Here is a 20,825-nt window from a genome sequence, read left to right as displayed (position 1 = left end):
TCCGCGCGGACTGCTCCCTCTCCCTCCGAGCGAGGGTTGGGGTGAGGGGCCGTCAGTCTTTGGGCTTGAACGCGCAGTAGCCTGGGCGCGGACCGATGCGCGGGTGGTTGCGGCAGGTTTCCGGGCGCTTGTCGTAGACGGTGCACAGACGGCTCTTGCGATCGAGGAAGTAGCAGTCGTTGTTGCCCATGCGGGTGAGGGTGAAGATGCCGGACTTCTGGTTGAAGCGCTCTACCACGCCTTCCTTCATCAGCCGTTTGGCGATGTTCTTCGGCGGCTCGCCACGCTCGAACTCGGCCACCAGTTCCAGGCGGATCAGATCACTCAGGCGCGTTTCGACCGGCATGGTGCAGCAGCTGGAAACGCAGGCGTGGCACATGGTTTTTTCGTATTTGATCCAGGTGTCCGTCCGGTCGAGGTCGGCACCGACGATCATCATGGTCTTCATGGTCGGCGAGCAGGCTAGGGGAGAAGGGCGGGCATCATAGCGATGTTGGTGAAAAAGTGAACAGTTTCCCGTCGGGGAACATGAAATTTCCCTTTGTCTCTACGGATTTGTGCCGGTGTTGTGCTGAGCTGTAGGAATCTTCTGTGTCTGTGAGTCAGAACTGAGACGTCTCTTATTGGGGACGATGCCGGTTCTCTTGTAGTTTCTAGCTGATACCGGTCGCGAGGAATGCGGCCAACCTGCCCAACCATCTGAGTAATCGCTGCATGCAATGGATTTTCATGCTGATTGGCCTGGCCTTCGGGGCCGGGATAGATGAAAGCGTCACGGGTGCCCTGCTCGGCGGCCTGATGGGCCTGGGGCTGGGGCAGGCCATTCGCCTCCAGTGGCTGACGCGGGAGAACGCCGAGCTGCGCAAATCGCTGGCCAGCTTCGCCGCCCGCTTCGACAAAGGCACCCAGGCCATCCATGAGCGCCTGCTCAAGGTGGAACAGGGCGGGGCGCAGCCAGCTGAGGCGGCGCCTTCCGTTGCCGAGCCGGTGACGCCAGCGGCGCAGGCCGCGCCTGAACGGGTGCCTGACGACAGCGATCTGGTCTGGGAACTGCCGGCTGACGTGCTGGAACAACCCGCCGCTGCGGCCGAACCGGCCCCCGAGCCTGCTCCTGCCGCCGCTGCTGCTGACGCCTGGGGCCAGGAAGCGCGCCCCGAGGCACCGCGCCGTGCGCCACCGATTCCCCCCAAGCCTCGCGAGCCCTCCCTGCTCGAACGGGGCTTTGCCGCCGCCCGCAACTGGCTGTTCGGTGGCAATACCGTGCTGCGCATCGGTGTTGTGCTGCTATTCCTCGGCTTGGCCTTCCTGCTGCGCTACGCCACCGAAGGCATGGTGGTGCCGGTGGAGTTGCGTTACGCCGGGGTGGCGCTGGCCGCCATCGCGTTGCTGGGGCTCGGCTGGTGGCTGCGCCGACGTAATCCCAATTACGGCCTGATGCTTCAGGGCGCCGGGATCGCCGTGCTCTACCTGACGGTATTCGCGGCCATGCGCCTGCACCCGCTGCTGGACCCGAAGATGGCCTTCGGCCTGCTGGTGGCGGTCACCCTGTTTTCCGCGATCCTCGCGGTGGCGCAGGACGCCCTGGGCCTCGCGGCCGCAGCGGCGCTGGGCGGCTTTGCCGCGCCCATCCTCACCTCCAGTGGCAGCGGCGACCATGTGGCGCTGTTCAGCTATTTCGCGCTGCTCAATGCGGGCATCTTCGCCATCGCCTGGTTCAAGGCCTGGCGCCTGCTCAACTTGATCGGTTTCGTCGGCACCTTCGGCATCGGCTTCGCCTGGGGCCTGCGTTCCTATCGGCCGGAGCTCTTCGCCAGCACCGAGCCCTTCCTGGTGCTGTTCTTCCTGATGTACGTGGGTATCGGCCTGCTCTTCGCCCGACGCAAGCTGGCCGAGGCGGCGGATGCGCCAGAGGAGCGCGGCGAGCTGCTGCGCTGGTCGGCGCGCCAGGCTGACACGGTGGACGGCACCGTTCTGTTCGGTCCGCCGATCATCGGTTTCGGCCTGCAGGTGGCGCTGATCCGCCATATCGAGTTCGGCACCGCCTTCAGCGCCCTCGCACTTGGGCTGTTCTACATCGTCCTGGCGCGCATCCTGGCGGGCCGCACCGCTGGCCGCGCATTGCTGCTGGTGGAAACCTGCCTGGCGCTGGGCGTGGTGTTCGGCAGCCTGGCGATTCCCCTGGGGCTGGATGCCCGCTGGACTTCCGCCGCCTGGGCGGTGGAAGGCGCCGGAATCTACTGGCTCGGCTTGCGCCAGGGCCGGCCGTTGGCGCGGGCGTTCGCGTTGCTGCTGCAGTTCGGCGCGGCGGTGGCCTTCCTCGGTGGGCTGCGTGCGGGCAGCTACACGCTGCTGGATGGCTCACCCCTGGGCGCGCTGATGCTGGGTGCGGCGCTGCTGTTCGTGTTCTGGCAACTGCGCCGGGCGCCCGCCGACGCGGCTACGGGGCTGGAGCAACGCAGCGCGCCGGTGTTCGCCTGTGTGGGGCTGGCATTCCTCTACCTGATGGCGCCGCTTTGCTTTGCAGCCGAAGGCACGGCCATCGCCTGGGCGCTGGCGGGGTTGGCGACAATCTTCGTCGGGCTTCGCCTGCTCTCCCGCGTTTTCCTGTTCAGCGCCTTCGCGGTGCAACTGCTTGGCGGCGCCATCTTCCTGCTCGATCTGGACGGTTCCGGCCTTGGCAGCGGTGCCGTGCCGGGGTGGCGCGGATTGATGGTGGCTTCGCTCATCGGCCTGGCGCTGATCGCCGGGATGCTGTTGGCCGCCCGTCACCCGCTGGCGCGTGCGGATGTGCGGCTGCTGCGGAGCCTGTCGCTGGTCCTGCTGGCGGGGCTGGCCTTCGTCAACCTGGCGGTGCTGTTCGTGCTGCCCTGGCGTACCGCTGGCGCGGTGTGGGCGGGTAGCGGTCTGTTGATCCTCTGGCTCAGCCTGTATCTGCAACAGCGCGCGGCGTTCTGGTTCGGCCTGTTCCTGCAGCTCCTGGCCGGTTTCAGCTTCCTCACGGTGAGTCCGCTGTTGCTGGGCGAGCTGAGTGGTGAAGGCCTGCGTCCGCTGGCCCATGCCGGTTTCTGGACGCCGGCGGTGCTGGCGCTGGCGGCCTTCGTCGGTGCCTGGCGCCTGCAACGGGCGGCTCGGGCGGAGGCGGCCATGGGTGGCCTCAGCCTCGCGCACCTGGCGCAGCTGTTGCTGGCCTGGAGCGCCGGCTGGTGGGCCCTGGCCTGGCTGGCGGAGATCGGCCGCTTCGCCGCGCCCGAATTGCAGGTGCCCCTGGCCTTGTTGCTGGCGTCCGCGAGCGTCTTCTTCACCACTTGGCTGGCCGGCCGCGAACAATGGCGTGCCCTGGCGTTGCTGTGCCTGGTGCTGGCGCCGGCGGGTGTGGTGGCGCTGGCGGTGGCCTGGGAACCGCAGTACCACCCGGCGGCAAGCTTTGGCTGGGCGGGCTGGGGCGCGCTGTTCGTCGTGCACCTGCTGGCGCTGCGCAGGCTGGATGGACTCCTGCCCAGCGGGGCGCGCAGCGCTTCCCATGTGCTGGGGTGCTGGCTGCTGCTCGGCGTGCTGGCGCTGGAGCTCCGCTACCTGCTGATGCTGTTGTCCGAGCAGTACAACGCCTGGCGGTGGTTGGGCTGGGCCCTGCTGCCGAGTGCCTGGCTGCTGCTGGTGGCCTTGCGCCCGCGCCTGCCCTGGCCGGTGGCGGCCTATCCACGGGAGTACCGCCTGTGGGCCTCGCTACCGCTGGCACTGCTGATGCTGGCCTGGTTCTGGATCGCCAACGCCTGGAGCGATGGCGCTGCAGAGCCGCTGCCCTATTTGCCGCTGTTCAATCCGCTGGAATTGGGCCTGCTGTTCGCGCTGCTGGGCGTCTACCTCTGGGTGCGCGACTGCCTGCCCCGGTTCGGCTCGCCTGACCTGCCGGCCTGGCTGATCCAGGGCGTGGCGGGCGTGTCGCTGTTCGCCCTGGCCACGGCGGCGGTATTCCGTTGCGCGCATCACTGGGGCGGTGTGCCTTACCAACTGGAGGCGCAGCTGGACTCCATGCTGGTGCAGGCCGGGCTGTCCATCGTCTGGACCAGCATCGCCCTCGGCCTGATGGTCGTCGGTCATCTGCGCGCCTGGCGCCAGCTCTGGCTGGTGGGTGCGGTGCTGATCGCGCTGGTGGTGGCCAAGCTGTTCTTCGTCGAACTGGGTAACCGCGGTGGCCTGGAGCGCATCGTGTCTTTCATCGGCGTCGGCGTCCTGCTGCTGGTCGTCGGCTACTTCGCGCCCCTGCCGCCCAGGCGCGCGGAACCTGAACAGGAGCGGGTCAACGCATGATCGATTTGTCTTCCCTGCGCCGCCCCGGACTGGCCCTGTTGGCTGGCTTGGGGTTGCTTTGCCAGCCGCTGCTCGCCGCCGAGCAACCCGAGGATTTCACCACCCGCGTCGAACTGCGCGTGGAAGGCCAGGGGCCCTGGTATCGCTTGGAGATGCCCATGGCCCTGCATTTCGCCGCGCGCCATGCCGACCTGCGCGACCTGCGGGTGTTCAACGCCGAGGGTGAGGCCCTGGCCTACGCCCTGACCCGCAGCAGCGCCAGTGAACGTCGCGCCCGTCATGAGCATCCATTGCGCTGGTTCCCCCTGCACGGCTCCACCGAGAGCGCGGCGGGGTCGCCCAGTGTGCGGATTGAGCGCAGCACCACGGGGACGGTGGTGCAGGTGGTGCCGGAGAGCCCGGCTTCGGCTGGTGAGCAATTGCGCGGCTGGCTGCTGGACGCCAGCGGCGTGCAGGCGCCCCTGGAGAAACTCAGCCTGGACTGGAGCGGTGGTGGCGAAGGCTTCCAGCGTTTCAGCATCGAGGCCAGCGATGACCTGCAGCATTGGGAGGTCTGGGGCGACGGCCAGGTGGCCCGGCTGTCCTTTGCCGATCAACGTATCGACCAGCGCGAAGTGACCCTGCCGGGACGCCCGGCGCGCTATCTGCGCCTGCTCTGGCAGAGCCCGCGGCAAGCCCCGGAACTGACCGCCGTGAAGGTGGTGAGCGCCAGTCGCGAGAGCCTGCCGGCGTCGATGGCCTGGTCGGCACCGCTGGAGCCGGTCAGCAACAAGGATGGCCAGTACCTCTGGGACCTGCCCCTGGGGCTGCCCATCGAGCGTCTGCGCATTGCCGTGGAGCGGCCTGGAAGCCTGTTGCCGATACAGGTGGAGGCGCGTCGTGACGGTGCGCCGCAATGGCAGCCGCTGGCGTCGGGCCTGCTCTACCGCCTGCCTCAGGACGGCAAGGAAGTGGCCCAGGAGGAACTGGACCTACCGGGCTGGATGGCGGTCAAGCAGCTGCGCCTGACGGTGGACCAGCGCGCCGGCGGCTTCGGCCAGCAGGTGCCGCGCCTGGAGGTGGGCATGCATGCCACCCAGGTGGTGTTCCTCGCCCGTGGCAACCCGCCGTTCACCCTGGCGTTGGGCAATGCCGAAGCCAGCCGCACGGAGCTGCCCCTGGCCACGCTGGTGCCGGGCTTCGACGCTTCCAGCCTGGAGAAGATGGGCCGCGCCGAGGCGGTGGCGATACCGGCGCAGGTCGGCGAACACCCGGCGGAACGGCAGACTGCCGAGCAGATCGTCTGGAAGCGCGTCGGCCTCTGGGCCGTGCTCCTGTTGGGTGTCGGCCTGCTGGGCGTCATGGCGTTCAGCCTGTTGCGCAGGCCGGCCACCCGTTCCTGATGAGTGACGCGGCTTGCAGGCGGCAGTGCTGGCGTTTTGATGTATCTTTGTCCTGTCATTCCACGGGCCGCAGCAGACGGCCCTTTTTCAGGTCAGGACGGCCAGTGACCAGCCTCAAGCAGTTCCATTCGCACCCCGTATTGTCGCTTGCCAAGCTCCCCGGAGCCCGGCGATGAACGCCTGCCTGGCCGGTGGCTGGAGCTTCAGCTGGCCGGTGGCGCTGACCCTCGCGGTCGGCATCGGGGTGATCCTGATGGCGCGCTGGGTGAGCCGCCAGCGCCACTTCCCCGGTCGCGAGAGCTTCATCGTCCTGCATGCCGGCATCTGCTGGTGGCTCGCCGCAGCGGGGCTGGAGCTTGCCGCACAAGGGCCGCAGTGCAAGGTGTTCTGGGCCAGCATGGCGTGGCCGGGGATCATCGGCGTGCCAACCTTCTGGGCGGTGTTCCTCTGGCAGTTCGTCAACAGCATCCGTGAACCCCTGACGCTGCGCGGCTTCCTGCTGCTGGGCATCGGCCCGCTGGTCGCCTCGGCCATGGCCCTGAGCAACCCCTGGCACCAGCTGTTCTATGGCCCCGGTACCCTGCCGATGGACGACAGTCCGGGCGCGGCCATTCGTTATGACCACGGCCCGCTGTTCGATGCCGTGGCCATCTATGTCTATGTCTTCATGATCTTCTGCCTGGCCGTGGTGACCCGCGCCGCCCTGGCCAGCCACGGCCTGCACCGGCGGCACTACCTGGCCTTCGTTCTGGTCACCTGCGTGCCCTGGGGCGCCAACCTGAGCTATGTGGTCTTCGGCTGGACCCTGTTCGGCTTCGACCCCACGCCATTCAGCTTCGCCTTCACCCTGGTGGCCTTCGCCTGCCTGATCCTCGGTGTGCGCCTGTTCGACCTGCTGCCGGTCGCGCGCCACCTGCTGCTGGAGGAGCTGCCCGACCCGGTGCTGGTGGTCGACCCGCAGCGCCGGGTGATCGACGCCAACCCCGCCGCCCTGGAGCTCGCCGGGCAGTCCGCGTCCTGGCAGGGCACGGTCCTGTCCAAATGGCCGGTCTACGGCCTGGAACTGGAGGCGATGCTGGCGGCGGGGGGGCGGGAGATGCTGCTGATCCCGGCCAGTTCCTCGCGCTATTTCGAGGTGCGCTCCCGCGATATCGAGCGGGTGACCCGGAGCGGTACCTTCATCCTCGGACAGATGCTCTACCTGCGTGACATCACCGAGCGGCATTGCAGCGAACTCAAGTTGGCCGAGGCGCTGGCCACCAGCGAGGAGCGCCTGCGTACCATCACCCGCCTGCACGAACAGTTGCAGGAGCAAGCCCTGCGCGACCCGCTGACGGGCCTCTACAACCGCCGCCACCTGGGCGAACTGTTCGCCCGCGAGCTGACCCGCAGCCAGCGCGAGCGCACACCCATTTCCCTGGCGCTGATCGATCTCGATCACTTCAAGCAACTCAATGACCGTCACGGCCACCTGGTGGGCGACGACGTGCTGCGCGCCGTGGCCATCCACCTGACCGGCAACCTGCGTGGCAGTGATGCGGTGTTCCGTATCGGCGGCGAAGAATTCCTCCTGCTGCTGCCCGGTGCCGCCGGCGATGAGGCATTCGTCCGCCTGCAGGCGCTTTGCCAGGCGCTGGCTGGCCAGCCACTGCCCACCCGCGAGGGGCCGCTGTCGGTGACCCTCTCCGCCGGACTGGCCGTCTGGCCGGCCCAGGGGCAGACGCTGGAGGAGCTGATGCAGGTCGCAGACGCCGCGCTGTACGACGCCAAGCGTAACGGCCGGAACCAGGTGCAGCGACTGGCAGCATCGGGTGCCGACTGACGGCTGAACCAGTGGCCGACACCAGCGTCAGATAAATTCGCAGCCCCTGTCAGGCTGCCATTACCGCCATTTCAGCGCCTTCCATCCCGCTGAGAGGCATTGCGAAACGACTCGCGCTAAACTGCGCGCATTTTTCCACCCTCCGGAGCCATTTCATGTCCCGCGTTACCCTGAGTCGCTACCTGATCGAGCAGACCCGAAGCCACAACACTCCTGCCGATCTGCGCTTCCTCATCGAGGTCGTCGCGCGCGCCTGCAAGGAAATCAGCCATGCGGTGTCCAAGGGCGCGCTGGGCGGCGTGCTCGGCAGCATGGGCACCGAAAACGTGCAGGGCGAAGTGCAGAAGAAGCTGGACGTGATGTCCAACGAGATCCTGCTGGAAGCCAACGAGTGGGGCGGCCACCTGGCCGGCATGGCGTCCGAGGAAATGGACAACGCCTACCAGATCCCCGGCAAGTACCCCAAGGGTGCCTACCTGCTGGTATTCGACCCGCTGGACGGCTCCTCCAACATCGACGTCAACGTGTCGGTGGGCACCATCTTCTCGGTGCTGCGTTGCCCTGAGCAGCACCTCTCGCAGAACGACGCCCTGAATGAGCAGGCCTTCCTGCAGCCGGGTACCAAGCAGGTTGCCGCCGGCTACGCCATCTATGGTCCGCAGACCATGCTGATGCTGACCCTGGGCGACGGCGTGAAGGGCTTCACCCTGGATCGCGAGCTGGGTTCCTTCGTGCTCACCCACGACAACATCCGCGTGCCGGAAACCACCGCCGAGTTCGCCATCAACATGTCCAACCAGCGTCACTGGGAAGCCCCGGTGAAGCGCTACGTCAGCGAAATGCTGGCCGGCAAGGAAGGCGCCCTGGGCAAGAACTACAACATGCGCTGGATCGCCTCCATGGTGGCCGACGTGCACCGCATCCTGACTCGCGGCGGTATCTTCATGTACCCCTGGGATGCCCGTGAGCCGGAGAAGCCCGGCAAGCTGCGCCTGATGTACGAAGCCAACCCGATGTCCTTCATCATCGAGCAGGCCGGCGGCGCCTCCACCGACGGCCGTCAGCGCATCCTCGACATCCAGCCCAACTCCCTGCACCAGCGCGTGCCGGTCTTCCTGGGTTCCAAGGAAGAAGTCGCCCGCGTCACCGGTTACCACCAGGAGTAACCCATGCAGCCCTGGCAGCCGCTGCTCGACTGGTGGTTCGGACCTGAGGCCTCCGCCAGTCAGACCGCCGCAGCGCGCCACGGGCTGTGGTTCGGCAAGAAGGACCATCAGGATGCCGAAGCCCGCGAGTGCTTCGGCGGCCTGGTGGAACAGGCCCTGGACGGCGGTCTCGCCGACTGGGCCGAACAGCCGGATGGCTGGCTGGCGCTGGTCGTGCTGTTGGACCAGCTGCCGCGCATGATCTTCCGCAACGACCCCCGTGGCTTCGCCGGCGACGCCCGCGCCCAGGCGCTGGTGGCTGACGGCCTGGCTCGCGGCCTGGACCGGCATCTCAGCCCGATCCGCCAGGTGTTCATCTACCTGGTGCTGGAGCACGCCGAAGACCTGGCCAGCCAGGAGCGCGCGCTGTACCGCTACCGCCTGTTGCTGGACGGCGCCGACGCCGCCGAGCGGTCGCTGTTCGAGAACTTCCTCGATTTCTCCGAGCGCCATCGGGTGGTCATTGCCCGCTTCGGTCGCTTTCCCCATCGCAACGCCGTTCTCGGCCGCCCTTCCAGCGACGAAGAAAGCACTTTCCTGCGGGAACCCGGTTCGCGCTTCTAGAATCGAATGGAACAATCTTGCGACCGGCTCAGACAGGCCGGTCGCGTTTTATCCGCCAAGGAGTGCTTCATGTCCCTTCGTACCCTCGCTGTCCTGTCCTGCTGCCTGGTGCTGGCCGCCTGCAACAAGCTCAACCAGGAGAACTATTCCAAGCTCAAGTCCGGCATGACCAAGGCCGAAGTGGAGCAGCTGCTCGGCAGCCCGACCGAGTGCTCCGGCGCCGTTGGCTTCACCAGCTGCACCTGGGGCGACGAAAAGACCTTCGTCAGCGTGCAGTACGCCGGCGAGAAGGTGCTGATGTTCTCTGGAAAGGGGCTCAAGTGAAGCGTGCAGCCGCGCTGCTGGCGGCCCTGCTGCTGGTCGGCTGCGCCAGCCATGGCGAGGGCCCGGTTCCGCCGCGCACGGTGGAGGCAGTGGACCTCGCGCGCTATCAGGGCACCTGGTACGAACTGGCGCGGTTGCCGATGTTTTTCCAGCGCGGCTGCGCCCAGTCCGAAGCCCATTACGACCTGCGGGACGACGGCAGCCTGGGTGTGCTGAACCGCTGCCGCACGCTGGATGGTGAGTGGAAGGAAGTCAGCGGTAGTGCCGTGCCGCAGGTAGCCGGTCATACCGACAAGCTCTGGGTGCGCTTCGACAACTGGTTTTCCCGGCTCCTGCCGGGCATAGCCAAGGGCGAGTACTGGGTGCTCTACGTGGACGATGACTACCGCACCGCCGTGGTGGGCAACCCGGATCGCAAGTATCTCTGGCTGCTGTCGCGCACGCCGGTGGTGTCGGAGAAGACCCGCGAGCAACTGCTGGAAGTGGCGGAAGAGCAGGGGTATGACACCGACCTGCTGATCTGGCGCACGCCGGACAGCGCCCTCACCCCCACCCCCTCTCCCTGAAAGGGAGAAGGGAGTTTGTTCGTGCCGACGGCAGGTTCAATGCCTGGATGGACGCGGAGTAGCCGGTGAGCATTGCGGTGTCAGGCGCGAGTCACCCCTCTCCTCTTCAGGGAGAGGGGCCGGGGGTGAGGGGAACGGGTCAGCGCAGGACTTCTCGCAACACCCCGGCAAAGGCCTTCGCAGTCTCTGCTTCGGCCGCATGCCGGCCATCGCGCACCACCCAATTCCCACCTACCATCACATCCCGTACCTGACGGTCGCCGCCGGCGAACAGCCAGCGGTTGAGCAGGGCGTCGCCCTCTGCCGTAGCGAGGTAGGGGTCGTTGCCATCCAGCACCAGCCAGTCCGCGCGCTTACCGACTTCCAGAGCCCCCACGGGCTGACCGAGGGCCTGGGCGCCGCCGGCCAGGGCCGCATCGAACAGGGTGCGGCCGACTTGGGGTTGATCGGCGCGATAGAGGCGGTTGCGGCGCTGGTCGCGCAGGCGCTGGCCGTATTCCAGCCAGCGCAGTTCTTCCACCACGCTCACCGAGACGTGGCTGTCGGAGCCGATACCCAGGCGGCCGCCCCGGGCGAGGAAGTCCACCGCCGGGAAAATGCCGTCGCCGAGGTTGGCTTCGGTGGTCAGGCACAGACCGGCCACGGCACCGCTGGACGCCATGGCGACCACTTCGTCCGGCTCGGCGTGGGTGGCGTGGACCAGGCACCAGCGCTCATCCACCGGGGCATTCTCGTAAAGCCACTGCAACGGCCGGCGGCCACTCCAGGCGAGGCAGTCGTCCACTTCCTTCTGCTGTTCGGCGATGTGGATATGGATGGGGCGCGAGCCCTGTTCTGCTGCCAGAACCGCATTGATCTGTTCAGGCGTCACCGCGCGCAGCGAGTGGAAGCACAGGCCCAGTTGCTGGTTCGGTCGGCGGGCGATTTCCGCGTGCAGGCGTTCCTGCAGGGCCAGGTAGCTGTCGGTGCTGTTGATGAAGCGGCGCTGCCCATCATTCGGTGACTGTCCGCCAAAGCCGGCGTGGCTATAGAGCACCGGGAGCAGGGTCAGGCCGATGCCGGCGTCGCGGGCGGCCTGGCTGACTCGCAGGGAGAGTTCGGCCGGGTCGGCGTAACGGCGACCGTCGGCATCGTGGTGCACGTAGTGGAATTCGGCGACGCTGGTGTAGCCCGCCTTGAGCATCTCGATATAGAGCTGCCGGGCGATGACTTCCACCTGCTCCGGGTCGAGCCGGCCCACCAGCCGGTACATCAGGTCGCGCCAGGTCCAGAAGCTGTCATTGGGGTTGCCCGCAACCTCGGCCAGCCCGGCCATGGCGCGCTGGAAGGCATGGGAATGCAGGTTCGGCATGCCCGCCAGAACCGGCCCCTGGAGGCGTTCGGCGCCTTCTCCGCTGGCATCTGCCAGCACCTTTTTGATCAGGCCGTCGGAAGAAACTTCGAAGCGGACATTGCGAGCCCAGCCTTGCGGCAGCAGGGCGCGTTCTGCGAAGAAAGCGGACATGATGAGGCACCGAGGGGTGGGTTGTTTTATTTGTATATACATATACAGACGTTTGTGGGTAACGTAAACTCACGTCAGTCGCGCACTTGTCTGGAATTGTCGAATCCGGTACATGCCGGAGGCGGGCAGCCGGTTCGGGGCTACGCCTGTTTGCCATCCAGCGTCTTGCCTCTTCGCCGACAAGGAGTTTCCCGTGCCCAGTTCGCCCAATGCACCGTCTTCGCTGGCCGCCCAGATAGGGGAGGCCCCTGCGCCCCTGTATGCGCGCGTCAAACAGATGATCAGCCAGCAGATCCAGAGCGGCGCGTGGCCGCCGCATTATCGGGTGCCGTCCGAGAGCGAGCTGGTCAATGAGCTGGGCTTCAGCCGCATGACCATCAACCGCGCCCTGCGCGAGCTGACCGCCGAAGGCTTTCTGGTGCGCATGCAGGGCGTGGGCACCTTCGTCGCTGAGCCTAAAGGCCAGTCGGCCCTGTTCGAAGTGCACAACATCGCCGAAGAGATCGCCCAGCGTGGCCATCGCCATCACTGTGTGGTGGTCAGCCTGGTCGACGAGGTGGCGGGCCCAGAGCGGGCGCTGGCGCTCGACATGCGCGAAGGCCAGCGGGTGTTCCACTCGCGCATCGTGCATTTCGAGAACGATGTGCCGGTGCAGATCGAGGACCGCTACGTGAACCCCTCGAGCGCCCCCGACTACCTGAAGCAGGACTTCACCCGCCAGACGCCCTACGCCTACCTGTCCAGCGTAGCGCCGCTGACCGAGGGGGAGCATGTGGTCGAGGCCATCCTGGCCGACGCCGAGGAGTGCAAGCTGCTGCAGATCGAGCGCGGTGAGCCCTGCCTGCTGATTCGCCGTCGCACCTGGTCCGGGCGCAATACCGTGACCAGCGCGCGCCTGCTCTACCCCGGTTCCCGCTACCGCCTCGAAGGACGTTTCGGTTCATGACCCAATCCCGCCTGCTGCGTGCCGCTGACTACCCCCGTATGCCGTGGAAGAACGGCGCGGGCTCCACCCTGGAAATCGCCCGCGACGCGGGTGATGGACTCGACGGCTTCGGCTGGCGGTTGTCCATTGCCGATGTGGGCGAGTCCGGCGGCTTCTCCGCTTTCACCGGCTATCAGCGGGTGATCACCGTTCTGGAAGGCGCCGGCATGCGCCTGGAAGTGGATGGCCAACGCTCCCGCGATCTCGCCACCCTGGACGCCTTCGCATTCGATGGCGGTAGCACGGTGCAGTGCGAGCTGGTCGATGGGCCGATCCGCGATTTCAACCTCATCTACTCGCCCAAGCGTTACTCCGCTCGTCTGCAGTGGCTGCGGGCGGACGGCGGGCTCAAGCTGTTTTCTTCTGCCAATACCGTGCTGCTGTTCGCCGCTGAGTCGGGCGTCAGCCTCACCTTTGATGGCCAGCGCTCCGAAGTGCTGGGCCAACATGACTGCCTGCATCTGGAAACCACCGGCGCACTGGCCGAGCTGAAGCTGGATGGCACGGGCGCCTGCTGCCTGATCGAGTTGACGCCGCGCTAAGGTCTCCTGCCTTTCCTGTGGGAGCGAATTCATTCGCGAATAAATTCGCTCCCACATCAGAAGCCTCTCCTCCGCTCCGTAAGCGGGCATATTGGCGCCACAGGGTCTACACCTAATCCTGTCGCCCGTCACGCCTACCGGAGCCTTCCATGCCCCGCCACAGCGTTCTCGCTGCCATCGTCCTGTCCCTGGTCCTCCCGGCTTCGCTGGAAGCTGAGGCCGCCGAATGCCCTTATCCCAAGCCCGTGGTGCTGGCCGGGTTGAACTGGGAAAGCGGCATGTTCGCCACCGAAGTACTGCGGGTGCTGCTGGAGAAGGGTTACGGCTGCAAGACCGACGTGCTGCCCGGTAACACCCTGACCATGGAAAACGCGCTGCGGCAGAACGATATCCAGGTAATCGCCGAGCAGTGGGCCGGGCGCAGCGAGCTGTGGCGCAAGGCCGAAGCGGCCGGTGAAGTCTTCGCCGTCGGCGAGCCGGTGAAGGGCGCCACCGAGGGCTGGTGGGTGCCGGAATACCTGGTGAAAGGGGAGGGCGCGCCCGCTGCCGGGCTGCGCTCGGTCAGCGACCTGCCGCGCTTCAAGGCGCTGTTCAAGGATCCTGAATCACCCGGCAAGGGCCGTTTCTACAATTGCCCCACCGGCTGGACCTGCGAAGGGGTCAACAGCCAGAAACTCAAGGCTTATGGCCTGGAGGACAGCTACGTGAACTTCCGCACCGGCACCGGTCCGGCGCTGGATGCGGCCATCAGTTCGGCGATCCGCCAGCAGCAGCCGATTCTCTTCTACTACTGGTCGCCGACCCCGCTGATGGGGCGCTACAAGCTGGTGCAGCTGGAGGAGCCCCCCTTCGACCAGAAGGCCTGGGAAACCCTGATCGACCCCAACAACCCGAAGCCCATCGGCACCCGTTCGTTGCCGGCGAAGATCTCCATCGGTGTTTCCCGCGATCTGCGCGAGAAGGCGCCGGCGTTGGTTCAGGCGTTCTCGAAGGTGGAAATCCCGCTGCCGCTGTTCAACGGCATCCTCGCGCGGATGTCCGAGGAGCACGCTGATGCGGGTCCCGTGGCAGATGCCTTCTTCCGTGAGCACCGGGAAATATGGTCGACCTGGGTGCCCGCGGATGTCGCCCAGCATCTCGATGCTTCCCTGAAGTGACTGTTACCTAAGGCCCCACTTCGGCGCGCGCCCGCTTCGAAAGCGGGCATTTCTGGTGTGCGGTAACAGCGTTCGTCTCTCCCCCCTGCTTTACTTGTCTATACATCTTCATGGTGGAAGCCCTTGTTCCACCGGGCTTTTCCCTGCCTTTGCCAATTGCCCATGAGGATTTGGCCCCTTGCTTGCATATGCTTGTATGTACAAGTTTATATGTGTGCAGATGTGCGCTGCTTTTCCCGCGCAGTCAGGCAGTAACGCTGCCCACCGCTACCACCCTACGAGGAGCCAGGCATGACCAAATTCCGTGACACCGAAATCCGCGCCCCGCGTGGCAACAAGCTGAACGCCAAGAGCTGGCTGACCGAAGCGCCGCTGCGCATGCTGATGAACAACCTCGACCCCGAGGTAGCGGAGAACCCGAAGGAACTGGTGGTCTACGGCGGCATCGGTCGCGCGGCGCGCAACTGGGAGTGCTACGACAAGATCGTCGAGACCCTGAAAGAGCTGAACGAAGACGAAACCCTGCTGGTGCAGTCCGGCAAGCCGGTCGGCGTGTTCAAGACCCACGCCAACGCCCCGCGCGTGCTGATCGCCAACTCCAACCTGGTGCCGCATTGGGCCACCTGGGAACACTTCAACGAGCTGGACGCCAAGGGCCTGGCCATGTACGGCCAGATGACCGCCGGCAGCTGGATCTACATCGGCAGCCAGGGCATCGTCCAGGGCACCTATGAAACCTTCGTCGAGGCTGGCCGCCAGCACTACAACGGCAACCTGACCGGCAAGTGGGTCCTGACTGCGGGCCTCGGCGGCATGGGTGGCGCCCAGCCCCTGGCCGCGACCCTGGCCGGCGCCTGCTCGCTGAACATCGAATGCCAGCAGACCAGCATCGATTTCCGTCTGCGCAGCCGCTATGTCGACGAGCAGGCCACCGACCTGGACGACGCCCTGGCGCGCATCGCCAAGTACACCAGCGAGGGCAAGGCCATCTCCATCGCCCTGCTGGGCAACGCTGCTGAAATCCTGCCGGAGCTGGTGCGCCGTGGCGTACGCCCGGACATGGTCACTGACCAGACCAGCGCCCACGATCCGCTGAACGGTTACCTGCCGATCGGCTGGACCTGGGAACAGTACCGCGACCGCGCTCAGACCGAGCCGGCTGCAGTGGTCAAGGCCGCCAAGCAGTCCATGGCCGTGCACGTACAGGCCATGCTGGACTTCCAGAAGGCTGGCGTCCCGACCTTCGACTACGGCAACAACATCCGCCAGATGGCCAAGGAAGAGGGCGTGGCCAACGCTTTCGACTTCCCCGGCTTCGTTCCGGCCTACATCCGTCCGCTGTTCTGCCGCGGCATCGGCCCGTTCCGCTGGGCTGCCCTGTCCGGTGATCCGCAGGACATCTACAAGACCGACGCCAAGGTCAAGGAACTGATCCCGGACGACGCCCACCTGCACCGCTGGCTGGACATGGCCCGCGAGCGCATCAGCTTCCAGGGCCTGCCGGCACGTATCTGCTGGGTCGGCCTGGGCCTGCGCGCCAAGCTCGGCCTGGCTTTCAACGAAATGGTCCGCAGCGGCGAACTGTCCGCGCCCATCGTCATCGGCCGTGACCACCTGGACTCCGGCTCGGTATCCAGTCCGAACCGCGAAACCGAAGCCATGCAGGACGGTTCCGATGCCGTTTCCGACTGGCCGCTGCTCAATGCCCTGCTGAACACCGCCAGCGGTGCCACCTGGGTGTCGCTGCACCACGGCGGCGGTGTAGGCATGGGCTTCTCCCAGCATTCGGGCATGGTGATCGTTTGCGACGGCACTGATGAAGCCGCCGCGCGCATCGCCCGCGTGCTGACCAACGACCCTGGCACCGGCGTGATGCGTCATGCCGACGCCGGTTACCAGATCGCCATCGACTGCGCCAAGGAACAGGGCCTGAACCTGCCGATGATCACCGGCAAACGCTGAGGTCGAGGCCCATGCGCAGATGTCAGCTCCAGGATAGGAGCCTTGCGCATGGGCCCTACGCCCGCAATGGAGGCGCCGCAGAGCGCCACGCAGGCAAGACAGTTCTCGAATCTGCACACGGATAACAACAAGAGATCGTCACTACAGCCGTATCGGAGAACAGTTAGATGACCCAGTCCCACGAGCCTTCGGCCAAGCCCCTGATCGAACGCCGCTCGATTGATTACATTCCCGAGGCCGAGCGCCATGGTCGCCTCTACAGCCAGTTCACTTTGTGGCTGGGCGCCAACCTGCAGATCACCGCCATCGTCACCGGCGCACTGGCCGTGGTGCTGGGCGGCGACGTGTTCTGGTCGCTGATCGGCCTGTTCATCGGCCAATTGTTCGGCGGCGCCGTGATGGCGCTGCACGCGGCCCAAGGCCCCAAGCTCGGTCTGCCGCAGATGATCTCCAGCCGGGTGCAGTTCGGTGTTTATGGCGCCGCCATCCCGATCGTCCTGGTGTGCCTGATGTACCTCGGCTTCACCGCCACCGGCACCGTGCTTTCCGGCCAGGCCATCGGCCAGCTGCTGAGTGTCAGTGATAGCGCCGGCATCCTCATCTTCGCGGCTGTGATCGTCCTGGCCACCGCGTTCGGCTACCGCGTGATCCACTACATCGGCCGCATCGCCAGCGTGCTCGGCATCATCGCGTTCATCTACCTGTTCAGTCGTGTGATGGTCCTGAGCGACATCAGCGAGCTGCTGCAGAACCGTCATTTCAGCTGGTCCAGCTTCCTGCTCGCGGTATCCCTCGCAGCGTCCTGGCAGATCGCCTACGGCCCTTACGTGGCTGACTACTCGCGCTACCTGCCCAGTGGCACCTCATCGGTGAAGACCTTCCTCGCCGCCGGCCTTGGCTCGGTGATCGGAGCCCAGGTCGCCATGGTGCTCGGGGTGTTTGCCGCGGCCATGGCCAACGGTCAGTTCGCCGGCCGCGAGGTGGCCTACATCGTCGGTCTGGGCAGCACCGGCGCCGTCGCTGCGCTGCTGTACTTCAGCATCGCCTTCGGCAAGGTGACCATCTCCACCCTGAACTCCTACGGCAGTTTCATGTGCATCGCCACCATCATCAGTGGCTTCCGTGGGCATATCGAAGTGTCGCGCGCCCAGCGCCTGTGCTTCGTGCTGGGCATCGTGGGCGCCTCCACCTTGGTTGCGCTGCTCGGCCAGCATTCGTTCCTGGGCGCGTTCAAGTCCTTCATCCTGTTCCTGCTGGCCTTCTTCACGCCGTGGAGCGCGGTGAACCTGGTGGACTACTACTTCATCACGAAGGAACGCTATGACGTACCGGCACTGTCCGACCCCAATGGTCGCTACGGCCGCTGGAACATGCCGGGCATCATCGTCTACACCATCGGCGTGCTGGTGCAGATGCCCTTCATCTCTACCAAGCTCTACACAGGGCCCATGGTGGCGCACCTGGGCGGCGTTGATATCTCCTGGATCATCGGCCTGGTCGTGCCCAGCGTCCTCTACTACCTGGTCGCTCGCCGCAGTGCCCGGTCGGTGCCGGAGCACATGGTGCTACCGGCGGAATCCATGAACCTGAACAAGGCGGCCAACGGCGCTTGAGTCGGGAATTCGAAACCGGAGGCGGGGTGATCGCCGCCTCCACTTTTTAAAGCACGTCGCCAGCGGAAGGCGGCGGCGGACAAGGCCGAAAAGCGGCCAAGGAGAACCTCGATGAATATGAATCTGAAACCCGGCCAACTGACCCTGGCCGACCTGCGCAAGGTGTACCAGCAGCCTCTGCGGCTGACCCTGGATGCCAGCGCCGGCAAAGCCATCGACGCCAGCGTTGCCTGCGTCGAGAGCATCGTTTCCGAAGGCCGTACCGCCTACGGCATTAACACCGGCTTCGGCCTGCTGGCTTCGACCCGCATCGCCCCGGCCGACCTGGAAAAGCTGCAGCGTTCGCTGGTGCTGTCCCACGCTGCCGGTGTCGGCGAAGCGCTGGATGACGCCATGGTGCGTCTGATCATGCTGCTCAAGGTGAACAGCCTGGCGCGTGGGTTCTCCGGCATCCGTCGCAAGGTGATCGACGCGCTGATCGCCCTGATCAACGCCGAGGTCTACCCGCATATCCCGCTGAAGGGCTCGGTAGGCGCCTCCGGCGACCTGGCGCCGCTCGCGCACATGTCCCTGCTGCTGCTTGGCGAAAGCAAGGCGCGCCACAAGGGCCAGTGGCTGCCGGCCACCGAGGCGCTGGCCGTCGCCGGGCTTGAGCCGCTGACTTTGGCCGCGAAGGAGGGTCTGGCCCTGCTCAACGGCACCCAGGTTTCCACTGCCTACGCCCTGCGTGGCCTGTTCGAGGCCGAAGATCTGTTTGCCGGCGCCACCGTCTGCGGCGGTCTCAGTGTCGAAGCCATGCTCGGTTCCCGCGCACCCTTCGATGCGCGCATCCATGCCGCCCGTGGCCAGCGCGGCCAGATCGACGTGGCGGCCGCCTACCGTGAACTGCTCACCGCCAGCAGCGAAATCGCCCGCTCGCACGAGAAGTGCGACAAGGTGCAGGACCCGTACTCCCTGCGCTGCCAGCCGCAAGTCATGGGCGCCTGCCTGACCCAGTTGCGCCAGGCTGCCGAGGTGCTGGAGATCGAATCCAACGCGGTCTCGGACAACCCGCTGGTGTTCGCCGAAGAGGGCGATGTGATTTCCGGCGGCAACTTCCACGCCGAGCCGGTGGCCATGGCCGCCGACAACATCGCCCTGGCCATCGCCGAGATCGGCTCGCTGTCCGAGCGCCGTATCTCGCTGATGATGGACATGCACATGTCCCAGCTGCCGCCCTTCCTGGTGGAAAACGGTGGGGTCAACTCCGGCTTCATGATCGCCCAGGTCACCGCCGCCGCCCTGGCCAGCGACAACAAGGCGCTGGCTCACCCGGCCAGCGTTGACAGCCTGCCTACTTCGGCCAACCAGGAAGACCACGTGTCGATGGCGCCGAACGCCGGCAAGCGTCTCTGGGCCATGGCGGAAAACGTGCGCGGCATCCTCGCCATCGAATGGCTGGGTGCCTGCCAGGGCCTGGACTTCCGTACCGGCCTGAAGAGTTCGCCGAAGCTGGAAGAAGCTCGCGGCCTGCTGCGCGCCAAGGTCTCCTACTACCAGGAGGACCGCTTCTTCGCCCCGGATATCGAGACGGCAAGCGACCTGCTGGCCAGCGGCTGCCTGAACGCGCTGGTCCCGGCAAAGCTGCTGCCGAGCCTGTGAACCTGAAGTAAGGAGCGGGAGGGTGGGGCGCTAGCGTCCCGTCCAGGTCGGGAAGACCGCAACTGCTTGAGGTACCCGGGACGATCACGAGTCGTTCCGGTCGTCAAAACAACAATTGCCAGTCACTGGCACCGGAAGCCGGCACAACCGGCTTCTGTCGATGAACGAACTGCCTTAACCCCTTACCAAGTTTCAGGAGCGTCGGAACATGCAATTCAAGAAGCGAGTGTTGAGCCTGATGTGTGCGGCGGGTCTGCTGGCTGGAGCGGCTTCCGCCCAGGCGGCGGGCTGGTGCGAATCCGGCAAGCCGGTGAAGTTCGCCGGACTCAACTGGGAAAGCGGCATGCTGCTCACCGACGTGCTGCAACTGGTGCTGAAGAACGGTTACGGCTGCGAGACCGACAGCCTGCCGGGCAACTCCATCACCATGGAGCAGGCCCTGGGCAACAACGATATCCAGATTTTCGCCGAGGAATGGATCGGCCGTAGCGACGCCTGGAACAAGGCCGCCACCGCCGGCAAGGTGGTGGGCGTGGGCGCACCGATAGTCGGCGCCACCGAAGGCTGGTACGTGCCGCGTTATGTGATCGAGGGCGACGCCAAGCGTGGCATCGAGGCCAAGGCGCCGCAGCTCAAGGCCATCGCCGACCTTGGCCAGTACGCCGAACTGTTCCGCGATCCGGAGGAGCCGGGCAAGGGCCGCTTCTACAACTGCCCGGCCGGCTGGACCTGCGAGCTGGACAACTCCGAAATGCTGAAGAGCTATGGCCTGGAAGAGAAGTTCACCAACTTCCGCCCCGGCACCGGCCCGGCCCTGGATGCGGCCGTGTTGTCGAGCTATCGCCGTGGCGAGCCTATCCTTTTCTATTACTGGTCGCCGACGCCGCTGATGGGTCAGGCCGATCTGGTCAAGCTGGAGGAGAAGCCCGGCGTGGACAAGAGCGTGACCATCCAGGTCGGCCTGTCCAAGACCTTCCATGACGAGGCCCCGGAACTGGTGGCCGTGCTGGAGAAGGTCAACCTGCCGATCGACCTGCTGAACCAGAACCTGGCGAAGATGGCCAAAGAGAAGATGGATTCGGCGGACCTGGCCAAGGTCTTCCTCAAGGAACACCCGGAAGTGTGGCGCGCCTGGGTTAGCGAAGACGCGGCGAAGAAGATCGAAGCCGCCCTCTGAGGCTGGGGCAGTCCCCTATCACGGCCCGCTCCTCGGACGGAGGAGCGGGTTCACCACCTGACCGGAGCGAGCC

16 protein-coding genes are annotated in these 20,825 nt (G+C 66.0%); 14 read left to right on the top strand and 2 right to left on the bottom strand.

The annotated features are described in order from the left end of the window. Positions 1 to 52 precede the first annotated feature (52 nt). Positions 53 to 448, bottom strand: coding sequence for a YkgJ family cysteine cluster protein (locus tag E8E91_RS29030; protein ID WP_151137937.1), 396 nt, complete (start codon positions 446 to 448; stop codon positions 53 to 55). Positions 449 to 714: 266 nt separating this feature from the next. Between E8E91_RS29030 and E8E91_RS29025 the strand changes: the two genes are divergently transcribed. The 7 genes from E8E91_RS29025 (at position 715) to E8E91_RS28995 (ending at position 10,171) form a co-directional block, all read left to right on the top strand. After that, complete coding sequence (locus E8E91_RS29025; RefSeq protein WP_280380741.1) at positions 715 to 4,308, top strand: DUF2339 domain-containing protein; 3,594 nt, start codon at positions 715 to 717, stop codon at positions 4,306 to 4,308. Further along, entirely contained in the window at positions 4,305 to 5,690 is a 1,386-nt protein-coding gene (locus E8E91_RS29020; RefSeq protein ID WP_280380740.1) for a DUF3999 domain-containing protein, read from the top strand. Before E8E91_RS29025 ends, E8E91_RS29020 begins: the two co-directional genes overlap by 4 nt. Positions 5,691 to 5,862: 172 nt before the next feature. Beyond that, complete coding sequence (locus E8E91_RS29015; RefSeq protein ID WP_280380738.1) at positions 5,863 to 7,512, top strand: histidine kinase N-terminal 7TM domain-containing protein; 1,650 nt, start codon at positions 5,863 to 5,865, stop codon at positions 7,510 to 7,512. A 155-nt stretch (positions 7,513 to 7,667) separates the two neighbouring features. After that, positions 7,668 to 8,678 carry a class 1 fructose-bisphosphatase gene (locus tag E8E91_RS29010; RefSeq protein ID WP_280380736.1) on the top strand — a complete coding sequence of 337 codons (1,011 nt, stop codon included), beginning with the start codon at positions 7,668 to 7,670 and terminating at the stop codon, positions 8,676 to 8,678. A 3-nt stretch (positions 8,679 to 8,681) separates the two neighbouring features. After that, positions 8,682 to 9,281, top strand: coding sequence for a DUF924 family protein (locus tag E8E91_RS29005; RefSeq protein WP_280380733.1), 600 nt, complete (start codon positions 8,682 to 8,684; stop codon positions 9,279 to 9,281). A 69-nt stretch (positions 9,282 to 9,350) separates the two neighbouring features. After that, the gene (gene bamE, locus E8E91_RS29000) at positions 9,351 to 9,605 is read left to right on the top strand and encodes an outer membrane protein assembly factor BamE (protein WP_280380732.1); all 255 of its coding nucleotides are present in this window, start codon (positions 9,351 to 9,353) and stop codon (positions 9,603 to 9,605) included. Continuing rightward, on the top strand, positions 9,602 to 10,171 hold the full coding sequence (locus E8E91_RS28995; protein WP_280380730.1) for a lipocalin family protein: 570 nt from the start codon (positions 9,602 to 9,604) through the stop codon (positions 10,169 to 10,171). The genes bamE and E8E91_RS28995 overlap by 4 nt, the downstream gene beginning before the upstream one ends. Positions 10,172 to 10,310: 139 nt before the next feature. Here E8E91_RS28995 and E8E91_RS28990 read toward each other — a convergent pair whose 3' ends face one another. Next, positions 10,311 to 11,675 (bottom strand): formimidoylglutamate deiminase, encoded by a 1,365-nt coding sequence (locus tag E8E91_RS28990; RefSeq protein WP_280380728.1) that lies wholly within the window; start codon positions 11,673 to 11,675, stop codon positions 10,311 to 10,313. A gap of 193 nt (positions 11,676 to 11,868) precedes the next feature. Here E8E91_RS28990 and hutC point away from each other — a divergent pair, with 193 nt between their 5' ends. The 7 genes from hutC to E8E91_RS28955 all read left to right on the top strand — a co-directional run bounded on the left by hutC (position 11,869) and on the right by E8E91_RS28955 (position 20,752). After that, positions 11,869 to 12,621 (top strand): histidine utilization repressor, encoded by a 753-nt coding sequence (hutC, locus tag E8E91_RS28985; RefSeq protein ID WP_280380726.1) that lies wholly within the window; start codon positions 11,869 to 11,871, stop codon positions 12,619 to 12,621. Next, on the top strand, positions 12,618 to 13,202 hold the full coding sequence (locus E8E91_RS28980; RefSeq protein WP_280380724.1) for a HutD family protein: 585 nt from the start codon (positions 12,618 to 12,620) through the stop codon (positions 13,200 to 13,202). Before hutC ends, E8E91_RS28980 begins: the two co-directional genes overlap by 4 nt. Positions 13,203 to 13,351: 149 nt before the next feature. Next, positions 13,352 to 14,359, top strand: coding sequence for an ABC transporter substrate-binding protein (locus tag E8E91_RS28975; RefSeq protein WP_280370246.1), 1,008 nt, complete (start codon positions 13,352 to 13,354; stop codon positions 14,357 to 14,359). A gap of 291 nt (positions 14,360 to 14,650) precedes the next feature. After that, positions 14,651 to 16,321: a urocanate hydratase gene (hutU, locus tag E8E91_RS28970; protein WP_280380722.1), complete on the top strand. Its 1,671-nt coding sequence runs from the start codon at positions 14,651 to 14,653 to the stop codon at positions 16,319 to 16,321. A 167-nt stretch (positions 16,322 to 16,488) separates the two neighbouring features. Then, a complete protein-coding gene (locus E8E91_RS28965; RefSeq protein WP_280380721.1) occupies positions 16,489 to 17,934 on the top strand; it encodes a cytosine permease in 1,446 nt (481 codons plus the stop codon). A 111-nt stretch (positions 17,935 to 18,045) separates the two neighbouring features. Continuing rightward, on the top strand, positions 18,046 to 19,575 hold the full coding sequence (gene hutH, locus E8E91_RS28960) for a histidine ammonia-lyase (protein WP_280380719.1): 1,530 nt from the start codon (positions 18,046 to 18,048) through the stop codon (positions 19,573 to 19,575). A 208-nt stretch (positions 19,576 to 19,783) separates the two neighbouring features. Beyond that, entirely contained in the window at positions 19,784 to 20,752 is a 969-nt protein-coding gene (locus tag E8E91_RS28955; RefSeq protein ID WP_280370252.1) for an ABC transporter substrate-binding protein, read from the top strand. Positions 20,753 to 20,825: the final 73 nt, after the last annotated feature.

Origin of the sequence: Pseudomonas sp. BN515, assembly GCF_029873155.1 — a bacterium.
Lineage (GTDB): Bacteria > Pseudomonadota > Gammaproteobacteria > Pseudomonadales > Pseudomonadaceae > Metapseudomonas.
Note: the sequence above shows the minus strand (reverse complement) of the source record. Positions and strands in the feature narration are given on the sequence as shown.